Annotated in this window: 35 protein-coding genes and 1 tRNA gene; 16 read left to right on the top strand and 20 right to left on the bottom strand. The window is 32.0% G+C overall.

The window, feature by feature from the left end:
• Window positions 1-7: 7 nt before the first annotated feature.
• The gene (locus ACX12B_RS03270; RefSeq protein WP_459352621.1) at window positions 8-1,453 is read left to right on the top strand and encodes an FAD-binding oxidoreductase; all 1,446 of its coding nucleotides are present in this window, start codon (window positions 8-10) and stop codon (window positions 1,451-1,453) included.
• 301 nt (window positions 1,454-1,754) lie between these two features.
• A complete protein-coding gene (locus tag ACX12B_RS03265; protein ID WP_012215116.1) occupies window positions 1,755-1,898 on the top strand; it encodes a DUF5679 domain-containing protein in 144 nt (47 codons plus the stop codon).
• Between the two features lie 17 nt (window positions 1,899-1,915).
• Here the strand turns inward: ACX12B_RS03265 and ACX12B_RS03260 are convergent, their stop codons facing one another.
• From ACX12B_RS03260 to ACX12B_RS03245, 4 genes are all read right to left on the bottom strand, one after another.
• Complete coding sequence (locus tag ACX12B_RS03260) at window positions 1,916-2,167, bottom strand: hypothetical protein (protein ID WP_141975763.1); 252 nt, start codon at window positions 2,165-2,167, stop codon at window positions 1,916-1,918.
• A 54-nt stretch (window positions 2,168-2,221) separates the two neighbouring features.
• On the bottom strand, window positions 2,222-2,596 hold the full coding sequence (locus ACX12B_RS03255) for a hypothetical protein (RefSeq protein ID WP_459352620.1): 375 nt from the start codon (window positions 2,594-2,596) through the stop codon (window positions 2,222-2,224).
• 107 nt (window positions 2,597-2,703) lie between these two features.
• Window positions 2,704-3,963: a DUF7482 domain-containing protein gene (locus ACX12B_RS03250; RefSeq protein ID WP_459352619.1), complete on the bottom strand. Its 1,260-nt coding sequence runs from the start codon at window positions 3,961-3,963 to the stop codon at window positions 2,704-2,706.
• A 51-nt stretch (window positions 3,964-4,014) separates the two neighbouring features.
• Window positions 4,015-4,638, bottom strand: coding sequence for a superoxide dismutase (locus ACX12B_RS03245; protein ID WP_459352618.1), 624 nt, complete (start codon window positions 4,636-4,638; stop codon window positions 4,015-4,017).
• Window positions 4,639-4,715: 77 nt separating this feature from the next.
• Between ACX12B_RS03245 and ACX12B_RS03240 the strand changes: the two genes are divergently transcribed.
• Together ACX12B_RS03240 and ACX12B_RS03235 are read left to right on the top strand one after the other, a co-directional pair.
• On the top strand, window positions 4,716-5,276 hold the full coding sequence (locus ACX12B_RS03240; protein WP_459352617.1) for a hypothetical protein: 561 nt from the start codon (window positions 4,716-4,718) through the stop codon (window positions 5,274-5,276).
• A gap of 38 nt (window positions 5,277-5,314) precedes the next feature.
• Complete coding sequence (locus ACX12B_RS03235) at window positions 5,315-5,929, top strand: hypothetical protein (RefSeq protein ID WP_459352731.1); 615 nt, start codon at window positions 5,315-5,317, stop codon at window positions 5,927-5,929.
• Here ACX12B_RS03235 and ACX12B_RS03230 read toward each other — a convergent pair whose 3' ends face one another.
• Window positions 5,930-7,654 (bottom strand): DEAD/DEAH box helicase, encoded by a 1,725-nt coding sequence (locus ACX12B_RS03230; RefSeq protein WP_459352616.1) that lies wholly within the window; start codon window positions 7,652-7,654, stop codon window positions 5,930-5,932. It abuts the gene before it with no gap.
• Window positions 7,655-7,892: 238 nt separating this feature from the next.
• On the opposite strand from ACX12B_RS03230, the gene ACX12B_RS03225 reads away from it, so the two are divergent.
• On the top strand, window positions 7,893-8,573 hold the full coding sequence (locus ACX12B_RS03225; protein ID WP_459352615.1) for a PAC2 family protein: 681 nt from the start codon (window positions 7,893-7,895) through the stop codon (window positions 8,571-8,573).
• Between the two features lie 191 nt (window positions 8,574-8,764).
• Here the strand turns inward: ACX12B_RS03225 and ACX12B_RS03220 are convergent, their stop codons facing one another.
• Window positions 8,765-9,424 (bottom strand): hypothetical protein, encoded by a 660-nt coding sequence (locus ACX12B_RS03220; protein WP_459352614.1) that lies wholly within the window; start codon window positions 9,422-9,424, stop codon window positions 8,765-8,767.
• 155 nt (window positions 9,425-9,579) lie between these two features.
• Here ACX12B_RS03220 and ACX12B_RS03215 point away from each other — a divergent pair, with 155 nt between their 5' ends.
• The 4 genes from ACX12B_RS03215 (at window position 9,580) to ACX12B_RS03200 (ending at window position 11,893) form a co-directional block, all read left to right on the top strand.
• Window positions 9,580-10,494: a peptidase associated/transthyretin-like domain-containing protein gene (locus ACX12B_RS03215; protein ID WP_459352613.1), complete on the top strand. Its 915-nt coding sequence runs from the start codon at window positions 9,580-9,582 to the stop codon at window positions 10,492-10,494.
• 45 nt (window positions 10,495-10,539) lie between these two features.
• Complete coding sequence (locus ACX12B_RS03210; protein WP_459352612.1) at window positions 10,540-10,707, top strand: hypothetical protein; 168 nt, start codon at window positions 10,540-10,542, stop codon at window positions 10,705-10,707.
• 116 nt (window positions 10,708-10,823) lie between these two features.
• Window positions 10,824-11,504, top strand: coding sequence for a hypothetical protein (locus tag ACX12B_RS03205; protein ID WP_459352611.1), 681 nt, complete (start codon window positions 10,824-10,826; stop codon window positions 11,502-11,504).
• A 53-nt stretch (window positions 11,505-11,557) separates the two neighbouring features.
• Window positions 11,558-11,893 carry an arsenate reductase family protein gene (locus ACX12B_RS03200; protein ID WP_459352610.1) on the top strand — a complete coding sequence of 112 codons (336 nt, stop codon included), beginning with the start codon at window positions 11,558-11,560 and terminating at the stop codon, window positions 11,891-11,893.
• Between the two features lie 2 nt (window positions 11,894-11,895).
• On the opposite strand, the gene ACX12B_RS03195 is transcribed toward ACX12B_RS03200, so the two are convergent.
• Complete coding sequence (locus ACX12B_RS03195; protein ID WP_048069797.1) at window positions 11,896-12,138, bottom strand: hypothetical protein; 243 nt, start codon at window positions 12,136-12,138, stop codon at window positions 11,896-11,898.
• A gap of 18 nt (window positions 12,139-12,156) precedes the next feature.
• On the bottom strand, window positions 12,157-12,465 hold the full coding sequence (locus ACX12B_RS03190) for a hypothetical protein (protein WP_459352609.1): 309 nt from the start codon (window positions 12,463-12,465) through the stop codon (window positions 12,157-12,159).
• Window positions 12,466-12,669: 204 nt separating this feature from the next.
• Between ACX12B_RS03190 and ACX12B_RS03185 the strand changes: the two genes are divergently transcribed.
• A complete protein-coding gene (locus ACX12B_RS03185; RefSeq protein ID WP_459352608.1) occupies window positions 12,670-13,719 on the top strand; it encodes an ABC transporter permease in 1,050 nt (349 codons plus the stop codon).
• Window positions 13,716-15,083, top strand: coding sequence for an ABC transporter permease (locus tag ACX12B_RS03180; RefSeq protein ID WP_459352607.1), 1,368 nt, complete (start codon window positions 13,716-13,718; stop codon window positions 15,081-15,083). Before ACX12B_RS03185 ends, ACX12B_RS03180 begins: the two co-directional genes overlap by 4 nt.
• Here ACX12B_RS03180 and ACX12B_RS03175 read toward each other — a convergent pair whose 3' ends face one another.
• On the bottom strand, window positions 15,084-15,395 hold the full coding sequence (locus tag ACX12B_RS03175) for a hypothetical protein (protein ID WP_459352606.1): 312 nt from the start codon (window positions 15,393-15,395) through the stop codon (window positions 15,084-15,086).
• A 2-nt stretch (window positions 15,396-15,397) separates the two neighbouring features.
• Window positions 15,398-15,772, bottom strand: a complete 375-nt coding sequence (locus ACX12B_RS03170) for a hypothetical protein (protein WP_459352605.1) — start codon at window positions 15,770-15,772, stop codon at window positions 15,398-15,400.
• 452 nt (window positions 15,773-16,224) lie between these two features.
• Between ACX12B_RS03170 and ACX12B_RS03165 the strand changes: the two genes are divergently transcribed.
• Complete coding sequence (locus tag ACX12B_RS03165; protein ID WP_459352604.1) at window positions 16,225-16,623, top strand: hypothetical protein; 399 nt, start codon at window positions 16,225-16,227, stop codon at window positions 16,621-16,623.
• Between the two features lie 150 nt (window positions 16,624-16,773).
• Here the strand turns inward: ACX12B_RS03165 and ACX12B_RS03160 are convergent, their stop codons facing one another.
• Together ACX12B_RS03160 and ACX12B_RS03155 are read right to left on the bottom strand one after the other, a co-directional pair.
• Window positions 16,774-17,172: a Mov34/MPN/PAD-1 family protein gene (locus ACX12B_RS03160; RefSeq protein WP_459352603.1), complete on the bottom strand. Its 399-nt coding sequence runs from the start codon at window positions 17,170-17,172 to the stop codon at window positions 16,774-16,776.
• 29 nt (window positions 17,173-17,201) lie between these two features.
• Window positions 17,202-18,482, bottom strand: coding sequence for an exonuclease SbcC (locus ACX12B_RS03155; protein ID WP_459352602.1), 1,281 nt, complete (start codon window positions 18,480-18,482; stop codon window positions 17,202-17,204).
• 72 nt (window positions 18,483-18,554) lie between these two features.
• On the opposite strand from ACX12B_RS03155, the gene ACX12B_RS03150 reads away from it, so the two are divergent.
• The gene (locus ACX12B_RS03150) at window positions 18,555-19,016 is read left to right on the top strand and encodes an SRPBCC family protein (protein ID WP_459352601.1); all 462 of its coding nucleotides are present in this window, start codon (window positions 18,555-18,557) and stop codon (window positions 19,014-19,016) included.
• A gap of 63 nt (window positions 19,017-19,079) precedes the next feature.
• A complete protein-coding gene (locus ACX12B_RS03145) occupies window positions 19,080-19,412 on the top strand; it encodes a hypothetical protein (protein WP_459352730.1) in 333 nt (110 codons plus the stop codon).
• Window positions 19,413-19,560: 148 nt separating this feature from the next.
• Here ACX12B_RS03145 and ACX12B_RS03140 read toward each other — a convergent pair whose 3' ends face one another.
• From ACX12B_RS03140 to ACX12B_RS03110, 7 genes are all read right to left on the bottom strand, one after another.
• Window positions 19,561-19,938: a hypothetical protein gene (locus ACX12B_RS03140; RefSeq protein ID WP_459352600.1), complete on the bottom strand. Its 378-nt coding sequence runs from the start codon at window positions 19,936-19,938 to the stop codon at window positions 19,561-19,563.
• 63 nt (window positions 19,939-20,001) lie between these two features.
• Window positions 20,002-20,178, bottom strand: coding sequence for a hypothetical protein (locus ACX12B_RS03135; RefSeq protein WP_459352599.1), 177 nt, complete (start codon window positions 20,176-20,178; stop codon window positions 20,002-20,004).
• 21 nt (window positions 20,179-20,199) lie between these two features.
• A complete protein-coding gene (locus ACX12B_RS03130) occupies window positions 20,200-20,433 on the bottom strand; it encodes an Lrp/AsnC ligand binding domain-containing protein (protein WP_459352598.1) in 234 nt (77 codons plus the stop codon).
• Between the two features lie 51 nt (window positions 20,434-20,484).
• Window positions 20,485-21,132 (bottom strand): nitroreductase family protein, encoded by a 648-nt coding sequence (locus ACX12B_RS03125; protein WP_459352597.1) that lies wholly within the window; start codon window positions 21,130-21,132, stop codon window positions 20,485-20,487.
• A gap of 38 nt (window positions 21,133-21,170) precedes the next feature.
• Complete coding sequence (locus tag ACX12B_RS03120; RefSeq protein WP_459352596.1) at window positions 21,171-21,353, bottom strand: hypothetical protein; 183 nt, start codon at window positions 21,351-21,353, stop codon at window positions 21,171-21,173.
• A gap of 38 nt (window positions 21,354-21,391) precedes the next feature.
• Window positions 21,392-21,473, bottom strand: a tRNA-Ser gene (locus tag ACX12B_RS03115).
• A 40-nt stretch (window positions 21,474-21,513) separates the two neighbouring features.
• The gene (locus ACX12B_RS03110) at window positions 21,514-21,777 is read right to left on the bottom strand and encodes a hypothetical protein (RefSeq protein WP_459352595.1); all 264 of its coding nucleotides are present in this window, start codon (window positions 21,775-21,777) and stop codon (window positions 21,514-21,516) included.
• A gap of 99 nt (window positions 21,778-21,876) precedes the next feature.
• Here ACX12B_RS03110 and fen point away from each other — a divergent pair, with 99 nt between their 5' ends.
• Together fen and ACX12B_RS03100 are read left to right on the top strand one after the other, a co-directional pair.
• The gene (gene fen, locus ACX12B_RS03105; protein ID WP_459352594.1) at window positions 21,877-22,899 is read left to right on the top strand and encodes a flap endonuclease-1; all 1,023 of its coding nucleotides are present in this window, start codon (window positions 21,877-21,879) and stop codon (window positions 22,897-22,899) included.
• A 41-nt stretch (window positions 22,900-22,940) separates the two neighbouring features.
• Window positions 22,941-23,465 (top strand): PAS domain S-box protein, encoded by a 525-nt coding sequence (locus ACX12B_RS03100; protein WP_459352593.1) that lies wholly within the window; start codon window positions 22,941-22,943, stop codon window positions 23,463-23,465.
• Here ACX12B_RS03100 and acs read toward each other — a convergent pair.
• Window positions 23,462-25,378: an acetate--CoA ligase gene (gene acs, locus ACX12B_RS03095; protein WP_459352592.1), complete on the bottom strand. Its 1,917-nt coding sequence runs from the start codon at window positions 25,376-25,378 to the stop codon at window positions 23,462-23,464. The two genes, ACX12B_RS03100 and acs, sit on opposite strands and share 4 nt — an antisense overlap.
• Between the last annotated feature and the right edge of the window lie 18 nt (window positions 25,379-25,396).

Genomic DNA, 25,396 nt, shown 5'->3' with positions numbered 1-25,396 from the left:
TCATTAAATGAATTCAATAGAAAAACGATTGTCAGACGTTATTGATGGAGAAGTTCATTCAGAAAATGAGTTCAAAAAATTTTATTCAGTTGATGCAAGCTCATATCAGATAATTCCAAAAATAATAGTTATTCCGAAAAATGAAAAAGATGTAATTAACACAATAAAAATTGCAAAAAAATTCAAGACTTCAGTAACTGTGCGTGGTGCAGGCACAGGTCTAGTGGGCAGTGCATTAAACAATGGAATTATTTTAGATATGAAAAACTTTGATTCAATTAAAATTAAAGAAAAATATGTAATAGTTGGTCCAGGTGTAGTCAAAGGAAAGTTAGACAAAGCATTAGAGAAAAATAAAAAATTTTTTCCACCAAATCCTTCAATTGGATCATTTTGTTCAATTGGAGGAATGATTGGAAATAATTCTAGTGGTAGCAGGAGTTTGAAATACGGAAGTGTAATAGACAATGTAATTGAAGTAACAATCATTGATGGAAATGGAAATAAAATTATTCTTCCTAAAGACAAAAATGTTTCAGACAAGATTCAAAAGAAAATAAAAATTAATACCAAAAAAATTCCCAATGTTTCAAAAAACTCATCAGGATATAGAATAGATAAAATTGCATCAATAAAAGACACTCATAAAATTATTATCGGTTCAGAAGGAACATTGGGAGTTGTTACATCTGTAAAATTAAAAATAAAAAATATTCCAAAGAAACGAATTTTATTTGTCATATCATATAATTCCATAAAAAATGCAATTAAAGACTGCATACGTGTAAACAGTACATACCCATCAGCAATAGAATTTGTAGACAAAACAACACTCAAACAAATTGATTTTAAATTTCAAAACAATACAAAATGTTTACTTTTTGTAGAATATGATGAAAAAATCAATCAAAATAATAGAAAAATCGAATCATTAATTTCAGGAAAAATTGTTAAAAAGTTAACAAAAAAACAAGATATTCATCAATGGTGGAAATATCGAGATTCATCACTGTTTTACAGCCTCAAAAGCATAAAAAAAGAAAATAGAATCCCACACGTAATTGAGGATGCAGCAGTCCCCATTGAAAGATTATCAGAATTATTTTCAATACTAGAAAAAATTAGTAAAAAATTCAAAACAAAATCAATTGTGTATGGACACATTGGAAATGGTAATTTGCACGTTAGACTAATTGGAGAAAGAAAAAAACTATCACTAGTCAAAAATATTGCAACATATTATTTTGATGAAATTATCAAAATTGGAGGGACTATAACTGCAGAACATGGAGACGGATTAGCACGTTCAGAATTTATTAAAAAACAATATGGAAAAACAAATTATCAAACATTTCAAGAAATAAAGAGGTTGTTTGATCCAAAAAATGTTTTGAATCCAGGAAAAATAATTAATGACAAAAGTACAATTATCAAAAATTTTGAAAAATTATAACATGTGACAAGTTTTCACAGACAATATTACAAAACTAATGAATAATTCAATTACATTTTTAGTAATAAAATAGAGATATCATCAAAAATAAACACAGTTATGGATCAAAGATGAAAACAAAAATTGAAACAAAAACAATAATTATTTAAAAAATATGTAGAATTTGTTCCTAATTTGATCAAAATAACAGCCAATACGAAAAAAATAGTTCTAAAACACAATAAGTAAGATCGGAGGTTTGCCTATTTGTGAAAAAAGTTCAACAAGTTCTTGCTAATAGAACCTTGAGCCCAGTGAACATATGACAATAGGATATTGCGTAAAGTGCCGAGACAAACGAGAAATCGGTGGCGCTAAACCATACACAATGAAAAATGGTAAACCTGCAATCAAAGGCACTTGCCCAACATGTAGTACAGCCATTTTTAGAATCGGTAGAGGATAAATTTCTAATTTAGGAATTTAATACTGCCATTCGTCAGTAAGGCCATTCCATAGCGAACGCATAGGGGATGGATCTTTTTCTATTTCTTCAGTAATTCTATTTTTTAATACAAAAAAGAAATTTTCCAAGGCATCCACACCACCGTCATCATACAATTCACGGCCGATTTCAGAAATTCGTTTATGTTTTTCAGATATTTCAGAAGAATCAGGGTTTTGCAAACAAAAGGTCATCAAATCAATTAGTTCTTCTTCAAGCATGAAATCCATATAGAAATATCAGATTTTGATCAAATTTAGGTTTTAGGAAAAGAGAAAAAGAGATTATTTGAGGCGCTTGTAAATCTCTTTGAATTCTAGGGACATACTATATGACAAGTTAAGTAAATGAACAAGTTGATTCATTGATGTTTTATCATGTCCAAGTTGTCTTAGGATAGTTAACGCTTTTTGTGGAGAACTAGACAATAATGGATTTTGTCCAGACCAAGTCTTAAATGCCTCCTCCACATCTAGACTAAAGTTCAAAACAAATTCTTTCCAGTTTGGCATTGTTTTGAGAGCTTTTTCAGTTAACAGAACTTGAGATAATTCTCTAAATTCATTTTTTCTATCAATGTATAACATGTCTAAAGCTTGCTTGATTTTTTCTTCTTGATATTCAGGTACATTCAGCATGTACATTCCTGCAATACTCATACGTTATTATTCACATAATTCAAGATAAACAATATAGTTGATTTTCTGAAAATTTGTAAGAATTTTCAAATAAAATTAAACAAATGTAAGAAAATAAAAAAGAAGGTCTATTGGAATGGGTCAATAAATGGACAGTTAACAATATGATCACTGTCCATTGGACGTGCAATACCAATATCGATCAAGCCAGCTTCTCTGTATGCATTCAAATCATCAATGGTTTCTAACAATTGTGCATTTTCTGGACTAGTCCAACCTGTCATGAAGATTCTCCACATAGGAGAATAGTTTTCATCACCAGGAGCCCCTGCAGCAATTCCTGCTTGGAATCCCAAAGGACCAGAACCAGTCAAACCATTTTTGAATTGAAATAGATCAACGGCTGCTGAATTTGCAATTAAACTTGCAGATGTTGGAGAACTAACAACACCCATCATACCTGCAGGGCCACTTGGAGTAGCATCTGTTACAATGTAATAGATGGTTCTACCATCAGGACCCCATCCACGATGAGCTATGAAAGTTACATTCATCTCTTCTGTATCAATATCAAGAACTTGTCCGCCACCATAAGGAGTTTCATCAGTCAAAGTTTTGTCTTCTTTAACCATCATTTGACCATCAGGCCAAACAATTTGAGGCATATTCAAAACCACATCAACAGGTGTCAATGTAATTTCACCGTTATCTGCAGCATCCATTACCATCGCATCAGAAGTTAATACTCTAGGAGTTGCACCTTCATTCCAAGTTACATGTACATGTGAAGTTAGTGCACTGTATACATCAGGTTGTGCAGGAGTGCTAGTAAAAACTTCTCCTTGGAAACCATGTACACCGTCACCTTCTATTCCATTTGTGAACATGTAAGTTTTTGAAAGTGCAGTATCAGGGGCATTCTTCAACAATGGTGCAAGTTCCACTTTCCAATTTTGATTTTTTGTAATCAAATCTGCATGTGTTGGATCACTTGAATCAGTGATGATGAAATAAACATCTCCACCATCATAATATCCTTGATGCATCGGAATAGTTGCAGGAACATTTGCTCTTGATAATCTAAGTACAGATCCCAAGTCTGCTTCAGTTATTTTCTCCATCATGGTTTCTTTTTCCATTTTTTTAGGAGTTTCAGTAACTGGAATTACAGGTTTAGATTTTCCTTGTTCTGCCATCCATGCAGATTTACCACCTGGAATTTCAGAACATAGTTGCAATCCACAGACATCAGTGCTAGAACCATATTTTGAAGTACTAACACCTTTACCTTTCAAGGCTTCAGCGTCTGTGAAAGAACCAGTGGTCATTCCTACTGTAAACAGTGGGAGAATTGCAAGTAATGCAATGTACCTTAGACTCTTGTTCATTAAATGAAAAATCAAATTTTTCTTTAAAAGAATTTGTCCAAATCAGACATTTTAGTCAGAAAGTTCTGAAAAACGATTTTCAACATAATCCCAATTAACAACATTCCACCAATCTTTCACATAATCAGGTCTGCGATTTTGATGTTTTAGGTAGTATGCATGCTCCCATACATCCAATCCTAACAAAGGGGTTTTTTGCAAAGCCCATGGGCTAGTTTGATTTTCAGTAGAGATAATTTCTATTTTGTTGTATGTTGAATTAAAAACCAACCAACACCATCCACTGCCTTGAATTCCAATTGCAATATCAGAAAATACTTGCTTAAAATTTTCAAAATCATTAAAATAAACATCAATAGCATCTTCTATCTTCCCACCAGGAGAACCATCACCATTAGGAGTCATAGTTTCCCAAAACAATCTATGATTCTCAAAACCTCCACCAAAAAAATTAATTTTATTTCGTCCAACCTCAGGAATTGGTGTCAGATCAGATAGAATAGAGGTAATGTATTGTGGGTGGGATGCACTCCCTATCTCTTCAAGAGTCCTATTCAAACCATCAACATATGATTGATGGTGTTTTTGATGATGAATTTTCATTGTTTCAGTATCAATGTAGGGTTCTAATTCATCATAATCATAAGGCAGTCTTGGAAGTTCATATCGAACCATAAATTCATTCATTCTAATCCACATATAATCTTCAAGTAAGAATCAAGTTTTTATTCAAAATTATATCAAAAAAATTATTGATACATCCAGTAATTACAGGAATTTTTTCAGGGAGTAACATAGCAAGTTTATTTTTTAACTGGATTTCAAACCATGTAAAGGAAAGAAAAAAAATACAAGAATTTTTCCATTGGCACATTGAAGTGATTTCAGAGGTAGTTAACGAAATAAACAAAACTCAAAAAATTAATTTTTTAGAAAAAAATGAAACAGAACAATGGGCAAATAGTTTTTTGAAAAATTATGACAAAAAAATAAGAGAAATGAGAAATATCAGTAACCAAGTATTTGAGAGATTTCATGAATTAGAAACAGAATTTAAAGAAATAATTCTAAAAGAGCATCAATATGAAAAAGAATCAAAGGAGGTAATGCAAGTATTTCTGAACAAACAAGAATTACTAGTTGGAAAAATTATTTTTGCATATAGGGAATTATGGTTTTTAGCAAATCACATTACTAATTCTAATTTCAAATTGGGTTCAATTAACAAATACCAAGAATGGATGAAAGAAAATTATCTAAATCTAAAAAGAGTGAAAAAAGAGTTAGAAGACATTAAAAAAGAAATTTTATAGTAGAAAAGATGATAAGAGTTGAAAAACTCAAAAAAAATATGAGAAAATTAGGAACAATTGATTTAGAAATTTTACATTTAGCAGTTAAAGAAAATGGAACCTTTGATGAAACACATATTGAGAATTCAGAATTAAAAAGATTAGGAGTAGGAAAAATTTTAGATTCATTAGGGTCACTAAAAGATAGAAAATTTATTTCACTCAATGACAACGGTTCATTTTCAATAACTCCAGTTGCAAAAGAAATTCTATGGGGAAATGACATTCCAGTTTGGGCTAAAATTTTACGTTTACTACAAATAAAATCATGTAATATGGAACAAATTATAGACATATTACGAATCCCTGAAGATAAAATTCTAAAAGAATTAGAAAAACTAAGACAAAATCAATGTGTTTTAATGTCGCCACAAAGACAAAATGACAAAATCATCAAAGTGTATGAGATATTACCTGAAGGAATAGAAGAAATCGATAAAACAGAAACAGAAGGATTTGATAAAATAAAATTCGGAGAGATAAAACCAGAAATTGAAATTTTAAGTTTAATTGATGAAGTTACAAAAGACATTCAAGACTCTCAAATAGAATTAGAAAAGAAAACAATAATTATTGATAAATTATCAAAACTCAAAACAAAATTGAATGTTTAGTTATTTTGAACGTATTTTGTCTTGAATTTGTGCAAGAATTAGTTCTGCTTTGTCTTTATTTTCAAAGTTCTCAACGCTCTCATCCATAATTTCATCAATTTCATAACTTTTGTCTACAAGAACATTTGCAACATGATCATCAAGAGTGCCATTTCCAATCAAATAATATGCAAATACAGTATTCTTTTGGCCTATTCTATGCAATCTATCTTCAGCTTGTCTATGAATTGCAGGACTCCAGTCAAGTTCTGCAAAAATTACATATTTTGCCCTTGTAAGATTAATTCCAACATTTCCTGCACGAATTCCTGCAATCATTAATTTTGATTCACCTTTTTGGAATTTATCTATCTGATCTTGTCTTAGAGAATCAGACTGACCACCAATAATTGAAACAGGTGAGAATTCTTGAAGACTCTCATGAAGCAATTTGTGGATTACCTTATGATGACAAAAGACTACAACACTTTCTTCAATTTCCATGATGTTTTTTACAAAGTTGATAACATGAGGGAGTTTTGCCAATCCTGCAATTTGTCTTTCACTTTGGATTGCTCTATGATATGAAGCAGATTTTGAGAATTCAGATTCAGCATCCTTTTGTTCTGCTTCTAGACGTTTCCAAATTTTATCTAATTCTTCAAGATAATAGTCAGTATCAGCAGCAATTACTTCTTTGTAACGAACTTTATCTTTAAGCTCTTTTAATACATCAGATTTTTTTCGTCTAAGCATAACATGTTTTTGTAATTCATTTCTCAATGACGCACGTTTATTTTCCAACACTATTGCTTTGCCTTTTTCATTTACATAACAAAAATATTCACAAAATTCTTTGAAACTTCCAAGAAGTCCAGGCTTTAAAATATCAATTATCGGCCAAATTTCAGAACCGCGATTGTAAATAGGAGTTCCAGAAAGCCCAATCCTATAAGATACAGAGGGTAATGCTGCTAATTTTTTTATAGATTTGTATTTCTGAGTAGTTTTTGATCTCAAGTTATGGACTTCGTCACACACAATTGTTTTGATTCCAACATTTGCCAAATCATCATATCGTTTGAAAAGTAATTCATAATTTATTACATAAATGTCAGTTTTAGGGAGTTCTTTTTTCTTTCCAGTTCGGATTAAAGTGACACTGGGAGATTGGGATTCTATTAATCTACCATTCCTGCTTTTCTTTTTGAGGAATTTTTCAATCTCTCGTTCCCAATTGTTTAGTGTAACTAGTGGTGCAACAACTAAAGCTGGAAACGTTTGTTTCTCAGTAGCAACATACGATAGTGTTTGTACAGTTTTTCCAAGTCCCATTTCATCTGCTAATAATGCATTTCCCGAAGATTTCATCAAAAAATCCAATCCCTCTTTTTGGAAATTTAATAATTTTCCTCGGAATTGTTCACCTGCTTTTGCTCGTTTTAGTTTGTGTTTAACTGGAGGCAATGTTGGTTTAGGAGCATATGTTTTGATGATTTTTCTTTGCCAAGTGGTTTTTGATAATATTTCAAGTGGATATCTATCAAGGATCATTTTGATTTGTTTTACACTTTCAGTGCTGTCAGGAATGATGACTTCATTGACGTTCTCACCATACCAGGCTTCAGGCACCAATCTAGAGATCATGCTTACAGCACGCTCACCAGTTATCTTCCAGCACCAGATTTTTGAGTATTTGTCAAGAACATACTCTAATGTACCGATGTTTTCCATGGATGTTTCCATAATTTGTCGATAGAATGTTTTTTTGCCTTATGAATCTTCATGTTTCTCTCGATCATTAAAAAAAGAATCAAAAATCCCCAAGAGTTAAAATATGATAATGTTTTTACATATTAGAAAAATTATGATTTTACGCTCAGGCATAAATTTTGATTACAAAAAATGTTTGAAAAATTTAAAATAAAATATCACCCATACTGAAATCGCATATGTTTAAAGTTGATTAGATTTTTAATGAAACATGGATTTTAAACAAGAACAAGAACCAGATGTTGAAAAACCGATAATTATTGCAGCAATGCAAGATATGGGAAATGTTGGAAGTATTGTAATAAATTTCATCAATGAATCATTAAGAACCAAAACATTCAGAATATCAAAAACCCCGTTCCCAACCTATGTTGTAGATAGAGGAGGTTATATTGATCTTCCAGATGAAAGTTGGGAATACAAATACACAGAAGACTTAATCATTTTTGGTGGAGGTAAAGGACAACCACAAAACACTAGTGAATTAAATGCATTATGTCAAGATGTGATAGATGTAGCAAAAAAATATTCTGCTAAATTTATTTACACATTAGGTGGATTTCATACAAATAGACCATACAAAAACAACCCCAAAACATACATCACGACAACATCAAGAGAGTTAACAAAACAAATGGAAACATTAGGGGTAGACATTACTCCACAAAAATCAATTATCACAGGGTTTAATGGATTAATTTTGGGGTTTGCCAAAAAAAATGAAATCCATGGAATTGGCATGTATGGAGAACTTAATGAGCCTGAAATACCTCAATATCGAGCAGCAATTAGCATAATCAAAACTCTTGAAAAACTGACATATAGAAAATTTGGAGATACAAGCAGATTAGAAGTAATGGCTCAAGAGATTGAAAGAAAGTTCAAAAATTAATTTTAATGAGATTTTCCTACCGGATGAGGTTCAGTGTTTTCATCATGGCAATCACAAGAACATAAGTGAGTTTTGTGGTTATTCATACAATCAATGCATTCAAAGTGTTTTCGAGTTTCACAAGCAGCACAGATCATCTTATTATTGATATTTCAGTAGATGAATTTGAATTTTTTCGTAGTTTTTATGTACTAATACTCTATTTCGCTTCTACCAAGTAGATCATGAGTTAAATCAACGTATCCTTGTGGATCTAATTCTTTTACAAATCCACCATCAATGTTAATCAAGTAGATAGAATGTAAACGAGCATTCAAAATATCATCATATTCTATTGGGGGATTTTTGTAATATCGATCACAAAGATCTTTTACTTTTTGAACATCATCTCTTTTTCTTGCATTAGGTGGAAGCAAGAAAATTTTTGGAATTGGTAAAATTCCAGTTGCAGGACTTGCTAATGAAAACTTGGAGCAATGTAGGCTATACCTTGCAATCTTACTCATTATTCTTGCAGTAAAATAATCTATTGTGTCCATTGCGTGTTCTGGAGGAGTAAACCCTGTTTCAATTTCAATAATTGTATTTCCTCCGCCTTTCTTTGCAAAAATATCACAAACTAAAATTTCTGAAATATCTTTTTCTACTTCTACAACATATCCTCGAGAAATCAAATTACTTGCACAAATTAACTCTAAAATAGAATGATTAATTTTAACCAGATTTTTTTGATACATTTCAATTAATTGTTGCCGTACATAGTTTAATTTTGGAATGTCTTTTTCTTGTAAATTAGTAGATAGTTTTTTAGTCATATCAGATACATCGTTTCGGAATTTCTCTAAATCCATAATTCAAAATTAGATAAATTTGGGGGTTTAAGAATAATCTGAAATCAAACTCATATTCCAAGCACAGAGATTGTCAAAATTAATCAAATAAAATTGAAAGTTAGCGAATTTTTCTTCATACTTTGTCTTAACAACAAAAATCAACACAACATCTAGTGTACAAAAAAGCAGGAATAGTTGGAATATTTTCATTTTTGATGTTATTTTCAGTTGTTCAGACATCTGAGGCTGAATTATGGGAGTTAATTATAGACCTCAATGTAGAGAAAGGAGCAATAGTTTCAGGCGAAACTGTAGTAGTGACTGGTAAAGTGGTAGACCACGCATACAAACCAATTCGAGGGGCAGAAGTATTGATCAGAACAGGTTCTGAAACAACAAAAGCATTTACTGACCCATGGGGAGTTTTCAAAGGGGAATTCAAAGACTTTGAAAGAGTTCCAGGAACTTATACAATTAATGTAATTGCAACATGGTATGGGATGACAGGATTAGAAACTACACAATTCCAAGTAAAGGGAGATGCTTCACCTGTTTCACTATTACAACAAAAACTAGATACAGAAGAAGCAAGAAAGTATCTAAGTTCAGAAGAAAGTAAGTTTGAAAAAGACCCAATAGGCCAAACACTCTTCAAATATTATCATGGGTTATTACAAGAATTAATTTTAGAAAATAAAAAAGCATTACAACCAAATGAAGATGAATTGTATGTAGAAGAACAAAGAGTAATTGCAGAAGACCTTACAGAACAAGCAATTGAAGAATACAATCCTAGTAATGGAGTATTTGAGGGATTGAATTATGAAGATTATGTGAATAATTTACACCCTGAAATAAGAGACATTGTAATTAGCCAATTGAACTTTACCAAGAATTTATTTGAAGAGGCCCAGATAGTAAGAGAGCAAATTATTGCAAATGGTGGAACATATGAAGAAGCTCAACAAGCATATCTTGAAATGCTTTCAGTGCCAAGAGAAAAATTAGAAGAATTTAATGATCAAAAACTTGAAGAATTAGAAAAATCAGAAGAATCATTAGAAGATTCAGAAGAAAAGAACGATTGATAAATTCTACGTGTGCCTTATATTCAAAATTTGCCTAAGTGATTTATGAAAATAGATATTCCAATTCCATGTCCTAATTGTGGCGGAAAAATGTATTCAGTATGTTATGAATCATCATTTTCTCTTCTGAAGAAAAGAAGTTGGCAAGTATGCAAAGAATGTAATTTTGAAAGAAACTCAGAAGATTTCAAAAAAACAATATGCTGTGCATAGCAGCACATCTTTTTTCTAAACGATTCAAAAACATTGAGTTAATTTTTGTGAAATCAGATTCTAAACTCTTTGAGAATAGACAAAACGCTTAAGTTCATATGATATTTAGGTAATATATGAATAAAGGCTATCGATTAGGACTCATTTTTGTCATAATTTCAGGTGTAGGTTTAGGATTAACTGCATCAGCTGAAGAAGGAGGAATTCCTGCATGGATTAAAAATACTGCATTATGGTATGGTGAAGGACAGGTGAGTGATACAGAATTTATCAATGCTTTACAATATTTGATTTCTCAAGATATTCTTTCTGTTCCCATAACAAGTGTGCTTGCTACAAACACAAACTTGAGTGATAATGATAGAGCAATGTCCATTGTAGTGCATTACAATGGAGAAATTTTCACAGCAGGAGAAACAATTTACACCTATTCTGAATTTCAACATCTAAGTTCAGTTGTTAGAACAAGTACTAATGGAATTCAAACAGTTGCTTCATCTACTCCCCAATTCTATCTTTCAGGATTACCCAGTGAAGATAAAAAAACAGTCTATAGATTAGTTGATGAATATGTTAATCCCGGAAGACCTCCGGCTCAATATGATATACAAGTAGATATCTTGACAGGAGACGGTAAAGTCATACAAACATGGGATTATCGTAATTGTGATATTGTAGAGTATGTTACATATCTAGACTCCAACAAAGATAACTATAGGTTTTCAGAAAAAGATGATGTTGAAATTAGAGAAGTGATACTTTGGGAATGTACTGGATTCCGTTTACTTGTGGATTAGATTCTAAACTCTTCCTAAACAATTTTTAAGCATATTTAGGAACAAATCTTAGATTGAAGGTATTTCACAAACCTACTTGCATTACGTGTAAAAAAACAATATCAGAAATTGAAAGAATGAATGCAGACATTGAGAAACGAGATTTTTTCAAGGACCCATTTTCAGAGTCTGAGTTGAAAAAAATCATAAAAATGACAGGAAAAAAACCCTCAGAGTTATTGAGAAAACGAGATAAAATGTACAAAGAATTGGATTTGGAAAATAGTAAGAAAACAGATGCTCAAATAATTAAATTAATGATAAAACATCCAGGTTTAATTTTAAGACCAATAATTATATCAAAAAATAAAGCATATGTTGGAAAAGTTGATGTTTCAAAAATAAAATAATCTCAAGAGTTTTCTTTTTTGAATATCCTAATTGCTTCCAAGTGAGAGCAATTTGCTTTTAATCCCTTACCATGATGAAATTTGTAAAAATTTTTGAATCCAGGGCATTCACATGTATCAGATGTTACAAAATAAGATTTTTCAGGATCAGATGAAGATTTTATTTGAAATAAGTCATCATCGATTTTTGATACACCGCCACTTTCAACTAATTTTTTGGCTTTCCGGATTGTGTTTGCACTCATAGCATTACAAAGAATGTCTTATTTTTTATTCTTTAATTTTTTTAGCATGTTTGTCCATTCAGCATCTTGTGCCATTGCATTCTCATAAAGAAGTTCAAAGGTCCATGCAATAATTTCACTCCATATCGCTTTAAGGGATTCATCATCAGTCCACAAAACACTGGTCTTAACAGCATTCATTGCAAGAATATTTTTTCCATTTTTTGTGGGATTTTTGTTCCATTTTTTTATCACCCTGTCACAAAATTCTAAAATCTCATTTTTTGACAGTATTAATTCATCAGGATCAAACAAATTTTTTGTTTTTGATTTACCAATTTTTACCATATTTTACCAATACAACAAAGAATTAAAATTTTTTAGAGTAATATTTTCATAAATTCTTAAATAACTTTGTTACTATATTATACCGACGAGAGATCTGCTTTTCTGCCCAGAATATGCCTAGAGTTCGTTTCACTCTCGTCAAATTATTTTTGAGCCTATTTTCAAATGATTATAAACTGATTTTCATATTCGAGGTTATTGAGTATGAAGAGATATGTTGCTACAAGGGCTGCAACAATGTTTGGAGTTTTAATGATTACACTACTAATCACAATTTCATTAGTAGGATCAAACATGGATACTATTCTAAAACAAGGAATAGTTTTTCAAGTACGTTCTGAAATAACTGAAAATCCTTCTATTGCAGAAAGTTTTTCATCAGTGGAAGAGTTTGAGGGGTTTATTCAAAGTCAGATTGATCAGAGAATCAAAATTTTAGGTCTAGATGAACCATGGTATTCACCTCAAAGAATTGGTCTAACAATGTACAAAATACTATTGTTAGATTTTGGTCATGCGACTTTTCTTACCAGTGATTCAGGATCATCAGATGTAAAAGATATAATCTTTGAAAAACTTCCAAGAACTATTCTTTTATTCACAACAGCTACAGTGATTATTTCTGTAATTGGTATTTTCTTAGGAGCATTATCTGCAAGTAAGGTTGGATCAATCATAGATAGAATTACCTCGAGTTTTGCAATTATTAGTTCTAGTTTTCCAGTGTGGTGGATTGGAATGTTAATGATATTTTTGTTTGCATTTACATACCAAATATTTCCTGCAAGAGCAACACCAGATATTCCACCATCAGATCCGGGATACATTGGTTCACTGTTATACCATATGGCACTTCCTCTAATCACAATTGTAATGATTGGATTTGGTTCATGGGCATACTTGGTAAGAAACTTCATGGTAGGAATTATGCAAGAAGATTTCATTATGGCAAAAAAAACAATAGGAATCAAACAAAAAAAGATAATCTATACACATGCATTAAAAAATGCGGCACCTCCAATTGTTACAATTTTAGCTCTGAGTTTGTCAGGATCATTAGGAGGAGCAATAATCACAGAAGCGGTGTTTGATTGGCCAGGAATGGGCAGATTATACTTTGAGGCAATTACAGTCATGGATTTGCCTGTAATAATTGGAGCCACATACATCCTAACAGTATTCTTCCTAGTCAGCATATTCATTGCAGATTTGCTTTATGGTTACTTTGATCCAAGGGTGAGAACAGGTCAATGAGCAGTATAACACCACAGGAAATCAAACAAGAATTTCTTAAAAGCAAAATTGGAATTATTGGTATTACAATTCTTGGAATTCTGATTGCCACATCAATAATTGCAATAATTGTAATTCCAGTAGAAACATTTCAAGAGTGGAATAACCCCGGAAATTGGATTCTATATCCCAAAGTAGCAATACCAATCTGGGTAAATCTTTTCATGACAGAAAAAATTCCTGAACACAAGATTCTTGATAAACCAAATATTCAAACAAATTCAGAAGGTGAAATTATGTTATCATCACATAAATTTGGTGTGAATTTTGATTATGAGTCTTTTCCAAATGATTTCATCTATGTTTTCTCATCAGAGTATTCTGAATCAGTATTGTTACAAATGTCAGTAATAAGACCAGATGGCATAAAATTGGAATTGTTATCCACATCATTACCACATTCCAACACTAAAACAATTCATAGTGAAAGAATTTTTTCAACAGATGAAGCAATAAAGAAAAATTTGTTGTTACAATCAGATGTGTTTGATTTTGACTTAGAAAAACTATCATCTGAAGACATTGTTTTTTCAAATACTAAAACAAATGAACCTCTCAAAGGAAATTATATTTTTTCAATTGACATGTACTCTATTAATTCAGAAATCAAAAGTCATGAATCCAAGTTAATCATAGGTGGAAAAGCATTTGGAATGATGGGAACAGACGAGTTGAGACGAGATCTTGCCATAGGACTGTTATGGGGAACACCACTTGCTTTGTTTATTGGTCTAGTCGTATCTATTGCATCAGTAATAATGGGATTATTGTACGGAGTATATGCAGGATTCAAGGGTAAAAAAACAGATGAAACAATGATGAGATTCAATGATGTCATTTATGCATTGCCTGCACTGCCATTTCTCATTATTTTATCAGTTACAATCAGTAACAGCATATTTGTTTTAGTGGGATTTTTAATGATTTTTGGTTGGGTAGGCATTGCAAAAGTAGCCAGAAGTATGTCTCTTCAAATCAAGACTAGGGGATACGTAGATGCTGCAAACATGATGGGGCAAAAAGATTCAAAAATTGTGCTCAAGCACATCTTGCCACAATTATTGCCATATGCATTTGCAAGTATTGCAATATCAGTTCCAGCTGCAATTACAACAGAAGCAGGTTTGAGTTTTCTAGGATTAGGCGATCCATCATTTCCAACATGGGGGCATATCCTTCATGATGCAAATACGTTTGGAGCAGCAGCAAGAGGATTATGGTGGTGGATCATGCCACCGGGAGTAATGATTGCGATTGCAGGACTTGCATTTGTGTTTATAGGAAATGCACTTGACGCAATAGTCAATCCAAAATTAAAACGATGATCAAAAATAACTTCGAATAATGCTTATGGCAGAGTCATTTAGTTTTATTGTATAAGTTTGAGAATTTGGATCAGTGGCTTTTGTTTGAGCTAGAACTTCAGTAAATTTTGTTTTTTCTTCTTCAGTAGCTCCTGCTTCATGAGTGCAAAGATTGAAAGCTTTGAGATTAAGATTATTTTTTAACAAATGTGCTATGAACTGTTTGTATTCCTCAGGATTTGTCCAATCTTTTTTCTGTTCACCACATGCAGAAATCCATACATCAACTGAATTATGAAAGATTACCTTTTGGCGAATTTCATCAAGAGACATTTTTAGAAGTCAGCACGTTGCATTTTAGAGCCACATCGGGGACATGAACCACCTTTGTGTTTATTGTTACATACAAGACATACGTAACGTACGCCTCCAGAGCCACCTTGTGAACCCATTCCAAAGAATCCACCACCGCCAGTACCAGAGTCGCTACCACCATAACCACCTCTCATACGATTCATGTATCGTCTTCTCAAAATTAGTGGAAATGCGATAAATATTGCAAGTGCAGCCCCCAATCCATATGGAAATGGTAAGACCATCTGCAATCCAATGCTGATAGCTAGTGAAGCAAATAAGAATATCAAATAAGTTTTGTAATTAAACAATTCATAGGAAGTACCTTCAAAAAGGTTAAAAACATTGCGAGTCATGCTTTATAATTTTCATTTATATGAAAATTTAGAATTTGCAAGAAGTTTATGCATAAGAAAATATTGAATTTTGACACATGAACTGACGTATAAAAGTCACAGTAAGAACTTTGAAAAAAATAGGAAGAAAATGAGGATGAAAGAGTTTACGATAATAAGTAAAAATAGAATGCCCACCTCCGTTGTGAGTGAAAATAGATGGTAGACTAGGAAATCTCAAGTTTTCATAAAATTAGAAAAATTATGAAATCCTCAAAAATGCAGATAGGTTGAATAGTTGAAGCAGTAATCATTATTGCAATTGTTGGATATTTTGCAAATGTTGGACATTTTGCAAATGAAGAATATCAAAAACAAAAATTAATAGAAAAATTATCCACTGGTCACATTTAATGTCAAATTCTACCTGAGAAATTCAACATGTTTTTAGACGATGTTGTTGCATAGTATCTGTGGAAAAATTTGAAAGATTACTGAATATGTTGATGGATTTTAATTCAGATATTAGATTTACGGCAATTTGTGATAAAAATGGGGAGATTCTCTGGAACAGTAAACGAAACAATGTAAAAAACATGATTCCGTTGGCAGATACAAAAAAGACTCTTCAGAGAGCAGCAAGTGCTTGGGAAGAACGTGCAAAAATTGAAAAAATTGTTGGGAGAGGAATGTATGTAATTGCAGCTTATGAGAAAATAAAGAGAATCACCATTCCATTAGATAACAAACACATTTTATTTATCAGCATAGATAATCCATCTTCCAAAGTATCCAATAAGAAAAGTTATGGACATTTAGTTGAAATGGGTAAAATAATGTCTATTGTGGATTTTGTAAATTCTGCAAACTAAGAGAAAATCATTACCATGTAAAAATCCTCAAAGATCACGGTCATTCAATTTCAGAGAAACATATCAAAATTACAAATGTTGTAAACAGCTTTTAAGAAATGGTATAAAGTTTTGTCAGATTTTTAAAAATTCCACTATAATTATGAAGAGTTATTTTATTGAAAGTGGGATGGCGTTTCCATTACTATCCCAGGCAAAAATAGAATCATCAGAATAAGGGGATTTTACAATCATAGAAACTAAACCAAAGAAATTATTCAAATCAGTAACAGACGGTTCAGCTGAACCACTTGGATGAGAGTGAACAATTCCAACATAACTCATATCAAAAGGCAAGAAGGAATGGGGAAATCCTGCAAACGTAGGTCCAGTGTAATTAAATGGTGGAATTACAAGTCCATCAATGTTAATTTCACCATTTTTTGATTTTCCTTTAAGAATTAAGATTCCTTCATTTGGATGTTTCATTTGGCAATATGATAGGATGCTGTCAAGAACTTCTTTTTGGAGTATGACCTTCCGTTCAAATTTTTTCTTTTTGAACAACATAAAGTATCAAATCTTAAACTAATTTAGTTTTAAGACATCAAAACAGTGTATTTTGTATTTGAGAATAAACGTAATTTTTTCTCTATTTCAGATACAACTTTGGGAATATCAGAGTCAATTTCATCAACTTCACCTTGAAATGTTTCAGATTTTAGTTGTAAATCATCCTTATTTTCAGAAGTTTTAGTAAATTCAGATTCTAGTGAGATCAATTTCTCAGAACGTAAAGATTCTAGTTCATCAGACATTTGTCGATATTTTTTAAAATATTCTGAAACCTGAGAGATGAATCCATCCAATGTCTCTTCAGTTTCAGTAATTTGAGACAATGTTTTATCAACATCTTTTACAGAGATTGAACCTGATGTGATACCTTTTCTAACATTTTCTAAAATCACAATTATAGAATCTTTGTTTTGAGGAATTAATACATCAAATGGGTTTTCGACTAATTTTGTAAGAATATTTTTTTGATCTTTATCTAAAGAAGATGCGTATTCATATCGTCCAAGAGGCCTAGAAATTTTTGTAAATTGAGAATTTATTTCATCTTTAATTTTTAATTTTTCATTTTCAAATAATTCTAAAGATTTTTTTGATTCAAGATATTTTTTATATTCATCAGATGATTTAATTTCTTCAATAGACTTTTCTAAAGAGGAAAGATGTTCTTTTGTAGATTCTAATTCATTGTTTGTATCAGTAATTTTTTGAGTTTTTTCTATCTTTGTAGATTTGAGAGTATTAATTTTTTTTAATGAATCAATGATTTCACTAGAAGTTAATTTTGTACTTTCAAAGTTTTGAAGAATATTATGAATATCAGAATGGTTTTGATTCATCACTTCCAAATTGTCTTTTAGTTGTGTAGCATATTTTTTTGCAAAAATATGAATGACTCTAGTTTGACGTCCCAAAACATCCCCAACTTTTTTTAGAATTAGATTCAAAGTATTATCCAGTTTTTTAGCACTCTCAATTGAAGAGACGTCGGGCAGAGAAACAACTCCTTTCTTAATTACATCAATTACCTGTTTTTTACCCCTAACTACAATAATTGCAAGATGTTTATCAATATCACCAACATTTAGCGTATCTTTTTCAAGCATTTTTCCAACATTAATCAAATCATCAATTAGGGGAGCAGTATTATCTCGAAGGTGTTTTACTTCAGAAATAGTTTGAGATTCACGCAGTTTTTCAAGATCAGTCACAATTTTCTCCACATCATTAAGAGAGATTTCTTTTGTTTGTGGAACCTCTTCAGCAGGTTTTTCTTCTTGCTTCTTTTTTCCCCATCCAAAGACCATTTGATAGTATTTGTCAAAGGGGATTAAAAATGGTTGTACAAAATTTAAAACTCACAAGATTTGATGTCCCATATGGCAAAAACCTTGAAAAAATCATTTCATACAGGTACGGTTAAAAAAACAATAAAGATCAAAGCATCAAAAGACAAAGTCTGGAGAAAAATTAGTAATATTGTTGGCCTTCCAACATGGTTAGTAGATGTAAAAAAGACAGTATATCTTTCTAAAAAGAAAAAAGATGTTGGTGCAATAAGATTAATCACATTTGCAGACGGGAATCAAATTGAAGAACATGTTGTAGCATGGAAGACAGGAGAGTATTTCACATATGTTGCAACTGAAGGATTGCCATTAAGAGCATATGTTGCAACACTATCAATTAAACCAAAATCAAGAAGCCTTGTAGAATTAACATGGCAATCATATATCAACAGTAAAAAAATGTCAGAAAAACAATTTACAGATTTCCTTGTATTTATGGGATCATTTTATGAAGCATCACTTGAAAATCTAAAAGCATTATTAGAAAAATAATACTAGGATATTTTTGGGTCAAAATGTAAATACTGTGAAACTGCAAAATACAACATGACAGATATGCGATTTATCCTAATTGGGGTAGGATTAACTTTTGTAGGATTTTTAATTTTAGGAGTGATGGGAGGACAGTATCAAGCTGCAACATTTGAAGAAAATGAATTTGGAACATGTTACGAATATTTTGATGACAAGCCTCCACAGGAGATTAATTGTTCATTTAAGATAATGGATCAGACGGTATTTTTTGCACTAGTTATAGGATTACTTGGAGCAGGAGTAATTGCATTGGTTAAAGGTGTAAGAGGTGACTGGGATAGCAAAGTAAAACCCGAAGACATCGTCGGTCCAGGAAATTCACAAAACAAGGATTCTGAAGGAAAACAGGACTAGGAATCTTTTTTAGATTTTATTTTTTCAGATATTTCAAGTTCATCTTCTTCTAATCTTTGAAAATATACTTCTTCATATGGCATTTTTATCAATACATTATATCCAAATTTACTTTTAAGGTTAAGGAATGATTTCTATGTATCTAGGCTCAGGAAGATTCTATAATCTGTTTCATGTTATTGACCATTTCTTCAATCTCTTCCATTCTTTGATTGAATTGTTCATCAGTTAATTCATCTGGTTTGTTCAAAGTGATCAAAATTTCAGAATAATCGCCATTTGAAACAACCCTCATAGGAACATCCCATACTGATTCTTCATCTACATATTTGTGGTCTAAAATGCCAAGTGATTTGTTTTCATTGAATTTTAGTTTAGATTTTCCATGAGGCCCAGTAAAAGACCACCATCCATCATCTTGGAATTTTGCATCTGGCATCATTTTAGGAGGAAGTTGTAAAATTGCATCAAATGCATCACCTGTTTTTTTCTTTACAGTAATAGTGATGGTTCTAGATCTTGGCACGATTTCAAACCTAACTAATGATTAAAAAGGATATAGTAGTAATGACATGATTCGATTTAGAATCTATTTGTTAAGAAATTCTTTAATTTTTTTCAGATTTTCAACATTTGATTCATGAAACATTACCATAGATTCTGCAAGAGAATTAGGTAAGATTGTCTTAAGATTGTCAACTAACTCATCACCACTAGTAATCATATTATCAATGAGTTTATCTATCTCGTTTTTATCATCAGCCATCTAAATTAGATTAACATCAATCTAATTATCTTTTTTTATAAGAGTTGCAGTAGAACGGACCTTGTCTAATTTTTGAATATTCCAAGATACAATCTCTCGGATCTTCTCAAAATTTTCTGCCTGTAATTTAACTAGCATATCATGAGTTCCGATAGTTTCAAAGACGTCAACGACTTGTTCAAGTTCTTTGAGTTTTTCAATGATTTCAGCCTCTGCACCTAACTCACAATTTAGCATAATGTAAGCATCAGTCATGAATCTAACAAATATTATTGATTATTTAAATATGGATAATTTTAGGTGCAGCTACCATGTTACATGGACCAAGTCTTTGAGATTTCTTCTTGGTTTTGGGAATTTAGTTTGTTTAGGATATCCAATGCACAGTACAGAAGAAGGCACCAAATCAGTTCCAATAACATCCATTACTTTTTGTTCATCAAACATTCCAATCCAGATAGAACTCAACCCTAAAGCCTGTGCTGCCAATTGAGAATATCCAGCTGCCAATGTAGCATCCTGAATTGCAAATTTCTTTAGTACATATTCAGGAAAATCAAATTTTACTCTAGAAGGATTTTTACAAAATACCAACACTACTGGGGCATCAACATAAGGTTGATTATTACATGCTTTGATTAATTGTTTTTTCTTTTCAGGACTTTTTACATAAAAAATTTCAAACCCCTGATAGTTTCCAGCAGTAGGAGCAGTATCAGCTGCTGCAATAATTTTATCAATTTTTGTAGTCTCAACAGGTTTGTCTAAAAATTTTCGTGTAGAACGTCTCTTTGCCATAACAGCAAACAAATCAGTATCTACAACTTCAGTGGGCCCAGATTTTAAAATAAAATCAATTAATTGATTTCTCACATTAGGATTAGTGGATTCAGGAGTAATTTCAGGTTGATAACCTAGAGGATAGATTTTTTCTTCTTTTACATCAGGGGCCATAAGATAACTAGAGAAAATAAGTATTAAAGAATTTGAAATTATTCTGCTTCAAATTTGTCACAACCAGACGTACAAGGTTTGTTCATAACACCTTCACACTTTCCTAGAGCATCATGCATGATTCTATGATGACCACAGATTTTGCATTTTTCCCTAAAATGTAAAATTAATTCAGCAGTTGAAATATCAGAGTTTTGAATTTTTGATTCTGTATTAGTCATATTGATTCTCTTTTGAGGTACTTTAAAAATTATAAACACGCCGGGAAAGGGATTCGAACCCCTGCACGCTTGCGCGTAGCCGTTTTCGAGACGGCCGCCTTACCGCTTGGCTACCCCGGCAATTAATATGAGATTTTCTCCATAATAAAGCAAATTCGAACTAGGGTTTTTTATCAATTCCAAATAATTCGTCGTTGAATCTTTTTTTGATTTGGTCTTTAGTACGATTCCATTCTTCATCAGAAACCTTATCCGTGAAAATAGAATAAAATCCAGAAAAATCCATATTCAAAATAGAGCGTATCTCTTGTTTTTCAGAATCAGCCAAAGGAAAGTATGAAGTTATTTTGAAGACGGTATCATCAGAGTACTTTATTTCAAATATTTTATCTTCAAGATAAGGGGGAAGAGTCAATTTTTTCATAATACATTACAGATAAAATCAATATTAAAATCGATTTTTCAAAAATCCGATCAAATTAAAAAGACAAACACAAAATAGCATAAAATTTCAACCAACCACATGGGATTAAATCTAAAAGATTTAGTTGTCAGAGATAAAACAACACTAGAAGCATTTTCAAATAAGGTAATTGCAATTGACGCATACAATGCAATCTACCAGTTTTTAGCAAGTATCAGAGGTCCAGATGGATTACAATTATCAGATGCAGAAGGCAGAATAACCAGTCATCTCAGCGGACTATTATACAGAAATGTAAATTTCCTATCATTAGGGATAAAACCTGTTTATGTTTTTGATGGAAAGCCACCATCTCTAAAAACTGCAGAAATTGAGCGTAGAAAACAAATCAAAATGGATGCCACCATAAAATACGAAAAAGCAATTGCAGATGGAAATATGGAAGATGCCAGAAAATATGCTCAACAAACCACAAGTATGAAAGATGGAATGGTAAAAGAATCAAAACAACTTTTGACATATTTTGGCATACCATACATTGAGGCACCATCAGAAGGAGAAGCAACTGCAGCTCATCTTACAAACACAGGTCAAGCACATGCTTCTGCAAGTCAAGATTTTGATTCAATTCTCTGCGGTGCAAAAAGATTAGTTAGAAATTTTACAAACAGTGGTAGAAGAAAAATACCTAACAAGAACACATACATCGATATTGTTCCAGAAATTATTGAAACTCAAAAAACATTAGACTCTTTAGAATTAACACGAGAAGAGCTCATCGACGTAGGAATTTTAATTGGGACTGATTTTAATCCAAATGGTTTTGAACGAATAGGTCCAAAGACAGCATTAAAGATGATCAAACAGCATTCAAGATTAGAAGATATACCTCAAATTCAAGAACAATTACAAGAGATTGACTTTCAGCAAATTCGAAAAATATTTTTGAATCCAGAAGTTGCAGATGTAAAAGAAATTATTTTTAACGACATAGACTATGAAGGAATGACTAATTATCTTGTAAAGGAACGAAGTTTTTCTGAAGACAGAGTCAACTCAACATTAAACAGATTAAAAAAAGCATTAGAAAAGAAAAGTCAAAACTTAGATCAGTGGTTTTGAAAATATTTCAATTTAATAACTAGTTCTTACAATTTTAAAAAATGCCACAAACAGAAGCAAGAAAAACACTCAAAGATGCACCAGTAATGTGGAGAAGGATCAATTCCATTGGAGCAATATTAGACTGTAATTCAACATATGCTGCAAACCTAGGTTATGCAAAATCAGAGATTTTAGGCAAGACAATCTTTGAGCACGTGCCTAAAGAAGAGTGGCAAAACATGAATAATTCTCTTAAAACATGGTTTGAGACAGGAAAAGTAACTGATAGAAAAATCATATTCAAGAGACAAGATGGGAGTACATTCCCAGGAATGTTACATGCAACTAGCCTATATGACGAAAACAAAAATCTTCTAGGAAGCAATACTGTGATTTTTGATCTTACACAAATGACGGATGAAAAAATAAATGAATACAAGCAATTTTTCAAAGATGCAAATAACAGATTAGATGAAATTAAAGAAAAAGAATACAACGAATTAGATGAAGAATCAAAATCAGAATATGACGGACTCAAAGATATGTTTAAGATGTTATCCACAATTGATTTGAAGAAAATTTAAGTTGATTCTTGAATAGATTTTTGAATTTCATCAAAAGCAGTTTGGACTTCGGTAACGGCTGCACCATCTTCTAATGTACTAATATCACCAATTTTTTCATTATTACCAATTGCTTTTAGTAATCGCCTCATAATTTTTCCACTTCTTGTTTTGGGTAATTTTGAGACAAAATAGATTTGTTTAGGAGTAGCAATTGCACCAATATCAGTTCTAATTTTTGCAACAAGTTCTGTTTCCAAAACTTTTGTTTTAGTTGTAACTCCTTCCTTTAGTACAACAAATGCAATTATCACCTCACCTTTTACTTCATCAGGAATACCACATGCAGCTGATTCTGCAACATCATCATGAGAAACAATACAACTTTCAAGTTCTGCAGTACCAATTCTATGTCCTGCAACTTTGAGTACATCATCTGCACGTCCAAGTAACCAAAGATATCCATCAGAGTCTTTTAGAGCATAATCACCAGGATAATAGCAGTTCTCATATTTTGACCAATATACCGTCTTGTATTTTTCATCATCACCCCATAACGTCAAAAGCATTCCAGGCCAAGGATTCTTGATCACAAGGTATCCCTTAGTATTAGGAGCAACATCAATACCATTTTCATCTACAACGGTGATATTTACGCCTGGAATTGGACGAGTTCCAGAGCCAGGTTTTAGAGGAATAGTCTCTATACCAGGCAAAGGTGAGATTAGCATTCCCCCAGTTTCTGTTTGCCACCATGTATCAATTATTGGACATTTTTCTTTACCAATTATTTTGTAATACCATTTCCAAACTTCAGGATTGATTGGTTCACCAACAGTTCCAAGTAATCGTAATGATGAAAGGTCAAATGAATTTGGAATATCATCACCAAATTTCATAAACATTCTAAGTGCAGTTGGAGTGGTGTAGAAGATTGTTGCTTTGTATTTTTGTAAAATATCCCACATTCGTGATGCGTCAGGAAAATCAGGTGCTCCCTCATACATAATTTCTGTTGCGCCATGTAACAAAGGGGCATAAACAACATAACTATGACCTGTAACCCATCCAATATCAGCAGTGCAGAAAAAGACATCAGAATCTTTAATGTCAAATGCCCATTTGAAAGTAGAATAAAGGTGAGTTAGGTATCCACCAGTTCCATGTAAAACGCCTTTTGGTTTTCCAGTAGTTCCCGATGTATACAAAATGTAAAGTGGGTGGGTGCTATCTAATTTTTCTGCAGGACAATTATCAGATGCATCTTTCATTAATTCATTCCAAAACTTGTCTTTTGAAGACATTGAAATTTCATTTTTGGTTCTTTGAACAACTACAACATTTTTAACAAAATCAAAATCTTGGATGGCCTCATCAACTACTTCTTTGAGTTTTACAACTTTTCCACGACGATAACCTCCATCTGCAGTAACTATAATTTTAGATTTTGAATCATCAACTCTATCTCTAATTGATGTCGCACTAAATCCCGAAAAGATAACAGTATGAGTTGCTCCAATTCTAGCACAAGCCAGCATCGCAATTGGTAATTCAGGAATCATTGGAAGATACAAAGTTACACGGTCTCCTTTTTCCACACCAAGAGATTTGAGAACATTTGAGAATTTTTTGACTTGAGATAACATCTCAGAATATGTGAGAATCTTAGAATCACCATTCTCACCTTCCCACAATATGGCAGGTTTTTGGGATTTTGTCTCCTGATGTACATCTAGGGCATTGTATGAGGCATTAATTGTGCCTCCAACAAACCATTTTGCAAAAGGAGGCTGCCAATCTAAGGTCTTACTCCAAGGGGAAAACCAAGAGAGATTTTTTGCTTGATCATCCCAAAATGAGACATAATCAAAATCAGCTTTGTTTCGGATAGTAGTGTCATTATTTCCAAGTCCGATATTGTAGGTCTCAGTCAACAAAAAGTGTATGAACTA

The organism is Nitrosopumilus sp. S6, assembly GCF_054515815.1.
This window is presented reverse-complemented; position numbering and strand designations above follow the sequence as displayed.

Coding starts and splice junctions, on each gene's coding strand:
- ACX12B_RS03270 (WP_459352621.1), top strand. CDS start 8: ATGAATTCAATAGAAAAACGATTGTCAGACGTTATTGATGGAGAAGTT.
- ACX12B_RS03265 (WP_012215116.1), top strand. CDS start 1,755: ATGACAATAGGATATTGCGTAAAGTGCCGAGACAAACGAGAAATCGGT.
- ACX12B_RS03260 (WP_141975763.1), bottom strand. CDS start 2,167: ATGGATTTCATGCTTGAAGAAGAACTAATTGATTTGATGACCTTTTGT.
- ACX12B_RS03255 (WP_459352620.1), bottom strand. CDS start 2,596: ATGAGTATTGCAGGAATGTACATGCTGAATGTACCTGAATATCAAGAA.
- ACX12B_RS03250 (WP_459352619.1), bottom strand. CDS start 3,963: ATGAACAAGAGTCTAAGGTACATTGCATTACTTGCAATTCTCCCACTG.
- ACX12B_RS03245 (WP_459352618.1), bottom strand. CDS start 4,638: ATGGTTCGATATGAACTTCCAAGACTGCCTTATGATTATGATGAATTA.
- ACX12B_RS03235 (WP_459352731.1), top strand. CDS start 5,315: ATGAGAAAATTAGGAACAATTGATTTAGAAATTTTACATTTAGCAGTT.
- ACX12B_RS03230 (WP_459352616.1), bottom strand. CDS start 7,654: ATGGAAACATCCATGGAAAACATCGGTACATTAGAGTATGTTCTTGAC.
- ACX12B_RS03225 (WP_459352615.1), top strand. CDS start 7,893: ATGGATTTTAAACAAGAACAAGAACCAGATGTTGAAAAACCGATAATT.
- ACX12B_RS03220 (WP_459352614.1), bottom strand. CDS start 9,424: ATGGATTTAGAGAAATTCCGAAACGATGTATCTGATATGACTAAAAAA.
- ACX12B_RS03210 (WP_459352612.1), top strand. CDS start 10,540: ATGAAAATAGATATTCCAATTCCATGTCCTAATTGTGGCGGAAAAATG.
- ACX12B_RS03205 (WP_459352611.1), top strand. CDS start 10,824: ATGAATAAAGGCTATCGATTAGGACTCATTTTTGTCATAATTTCAGGT.
- ACX12B_RS03195 (WP_048069797.1), bottom strand. CDS start 12,138: ATGAGTGCAAACACAATCCGGAAAGCCAAAAAATTAGTTGAAAGTGGC.
- ACX12B_RS03190 (WP_459352609.1), bottom strand. CDS start 12,465: ATGGTAAAAATTGGTAAATCAAAAACAAAAAATTTGTTTGATCCTGAT.
- ACX12B_RS03185 (WP_459352608.1), top strand. CDS start 12,670: ATGAAGAGATATGTTGCTACAAGGGCTGCAACAATGTTTGGAGTTTTA.
- ACX12B_RS03180 (WP_459352607.1), top strand. CDS start 13,716: ATGAGCAGTATAACACCACAGGAAATCAAACAAGAATTTCTTAAAAGC.
- ACX12B_RS03175 (WP_459352606.1), bottom strand. CDS start 15,395: ATGTCTCTTGATGAAATTCGCCAAAAGGTAATCTTTCATAATTCAGTT.
- ACX12B_RS03170 (WP_459352605.1), bottom strand. CDS start 15,772: ATGACTCGCAATGTTTTTAACCTTTTTGAAGGTACTTCCTATGAATTG.
- ACX12B_RS03160 (WP_459352603.1), bottom strand. CDS start 17,172: ATGTTGTTCAAAAAGAAAAAATTTGAACGGAAGGTCATACTCCAAAAA.
- ACX12B_RS03155 (WP_459352602.1), bottom strand. CDS start 18,482: ATGGTCTTTGGATGGGGAAAAAAGAAGCAAGAAGAAAAACCTGCTGAA.
- ACX12B_RS03150 (WP_459352601.1), top strand. CDS start 18,555: ATGGCAAAAACCTTGAAAAAATCATTTCATACAGGTACGGTTAAAAAA.
- ACX12B_RS03145 (WP_459352730.1), top strand. CDS start 19,080: ATGCGATTTATCCTAATTGGGGTAGGATTAACTTTTGTAGGATTTTTA.
- ACX12B_RS03135 (WP_459352599.1), bottom strand. CDS start 20,178: ATGGCTGATGATAAAAACGAGATAGATAAACTCATTGATAATATGATT.
- ACX12B_RS03130 (WP_459352598.1), bottom strand. CDS start 20,433: ATGACTGATGCTTACATTATGCTAAATTGTGAGTTAGGTGCAGAGGCT.
- ACX12B_RS03125 (WP_459352597.1), bottom strand. CDS start 21,132: ATGGCCCCTGATGTAAAAGAAGAAAAAATCTATCCTCTAGGTTATCAA.
- ACX12B_RS03120 (WP_459352596.1), bottom strand. CDS start 21,353: ATGACTAATACAGAATCAAAAATTCAAAACTCTGATATTTCAACTGCT.
- ACX12B_RS03110 (WP_459352595.1), bottom strand. CDS start 21,777: ATGAAAAAATTGACTCTTCCCCCTTATCTTGAAGATAAAATATTTGAA.
- fen (WP_459352594.1), top strand. CDS start 21,877: ATGGGATTAAATCTAAAAGATTTAGTTGTCAGAGATAAAACAACACTA.
- ACX12B_RS03100 (WP_459352593.1), top strand. CDS start 22,941: ATGCCACAAACAGAAGCAAGAAAAACACTCAAAGATGCACCAGTAATG.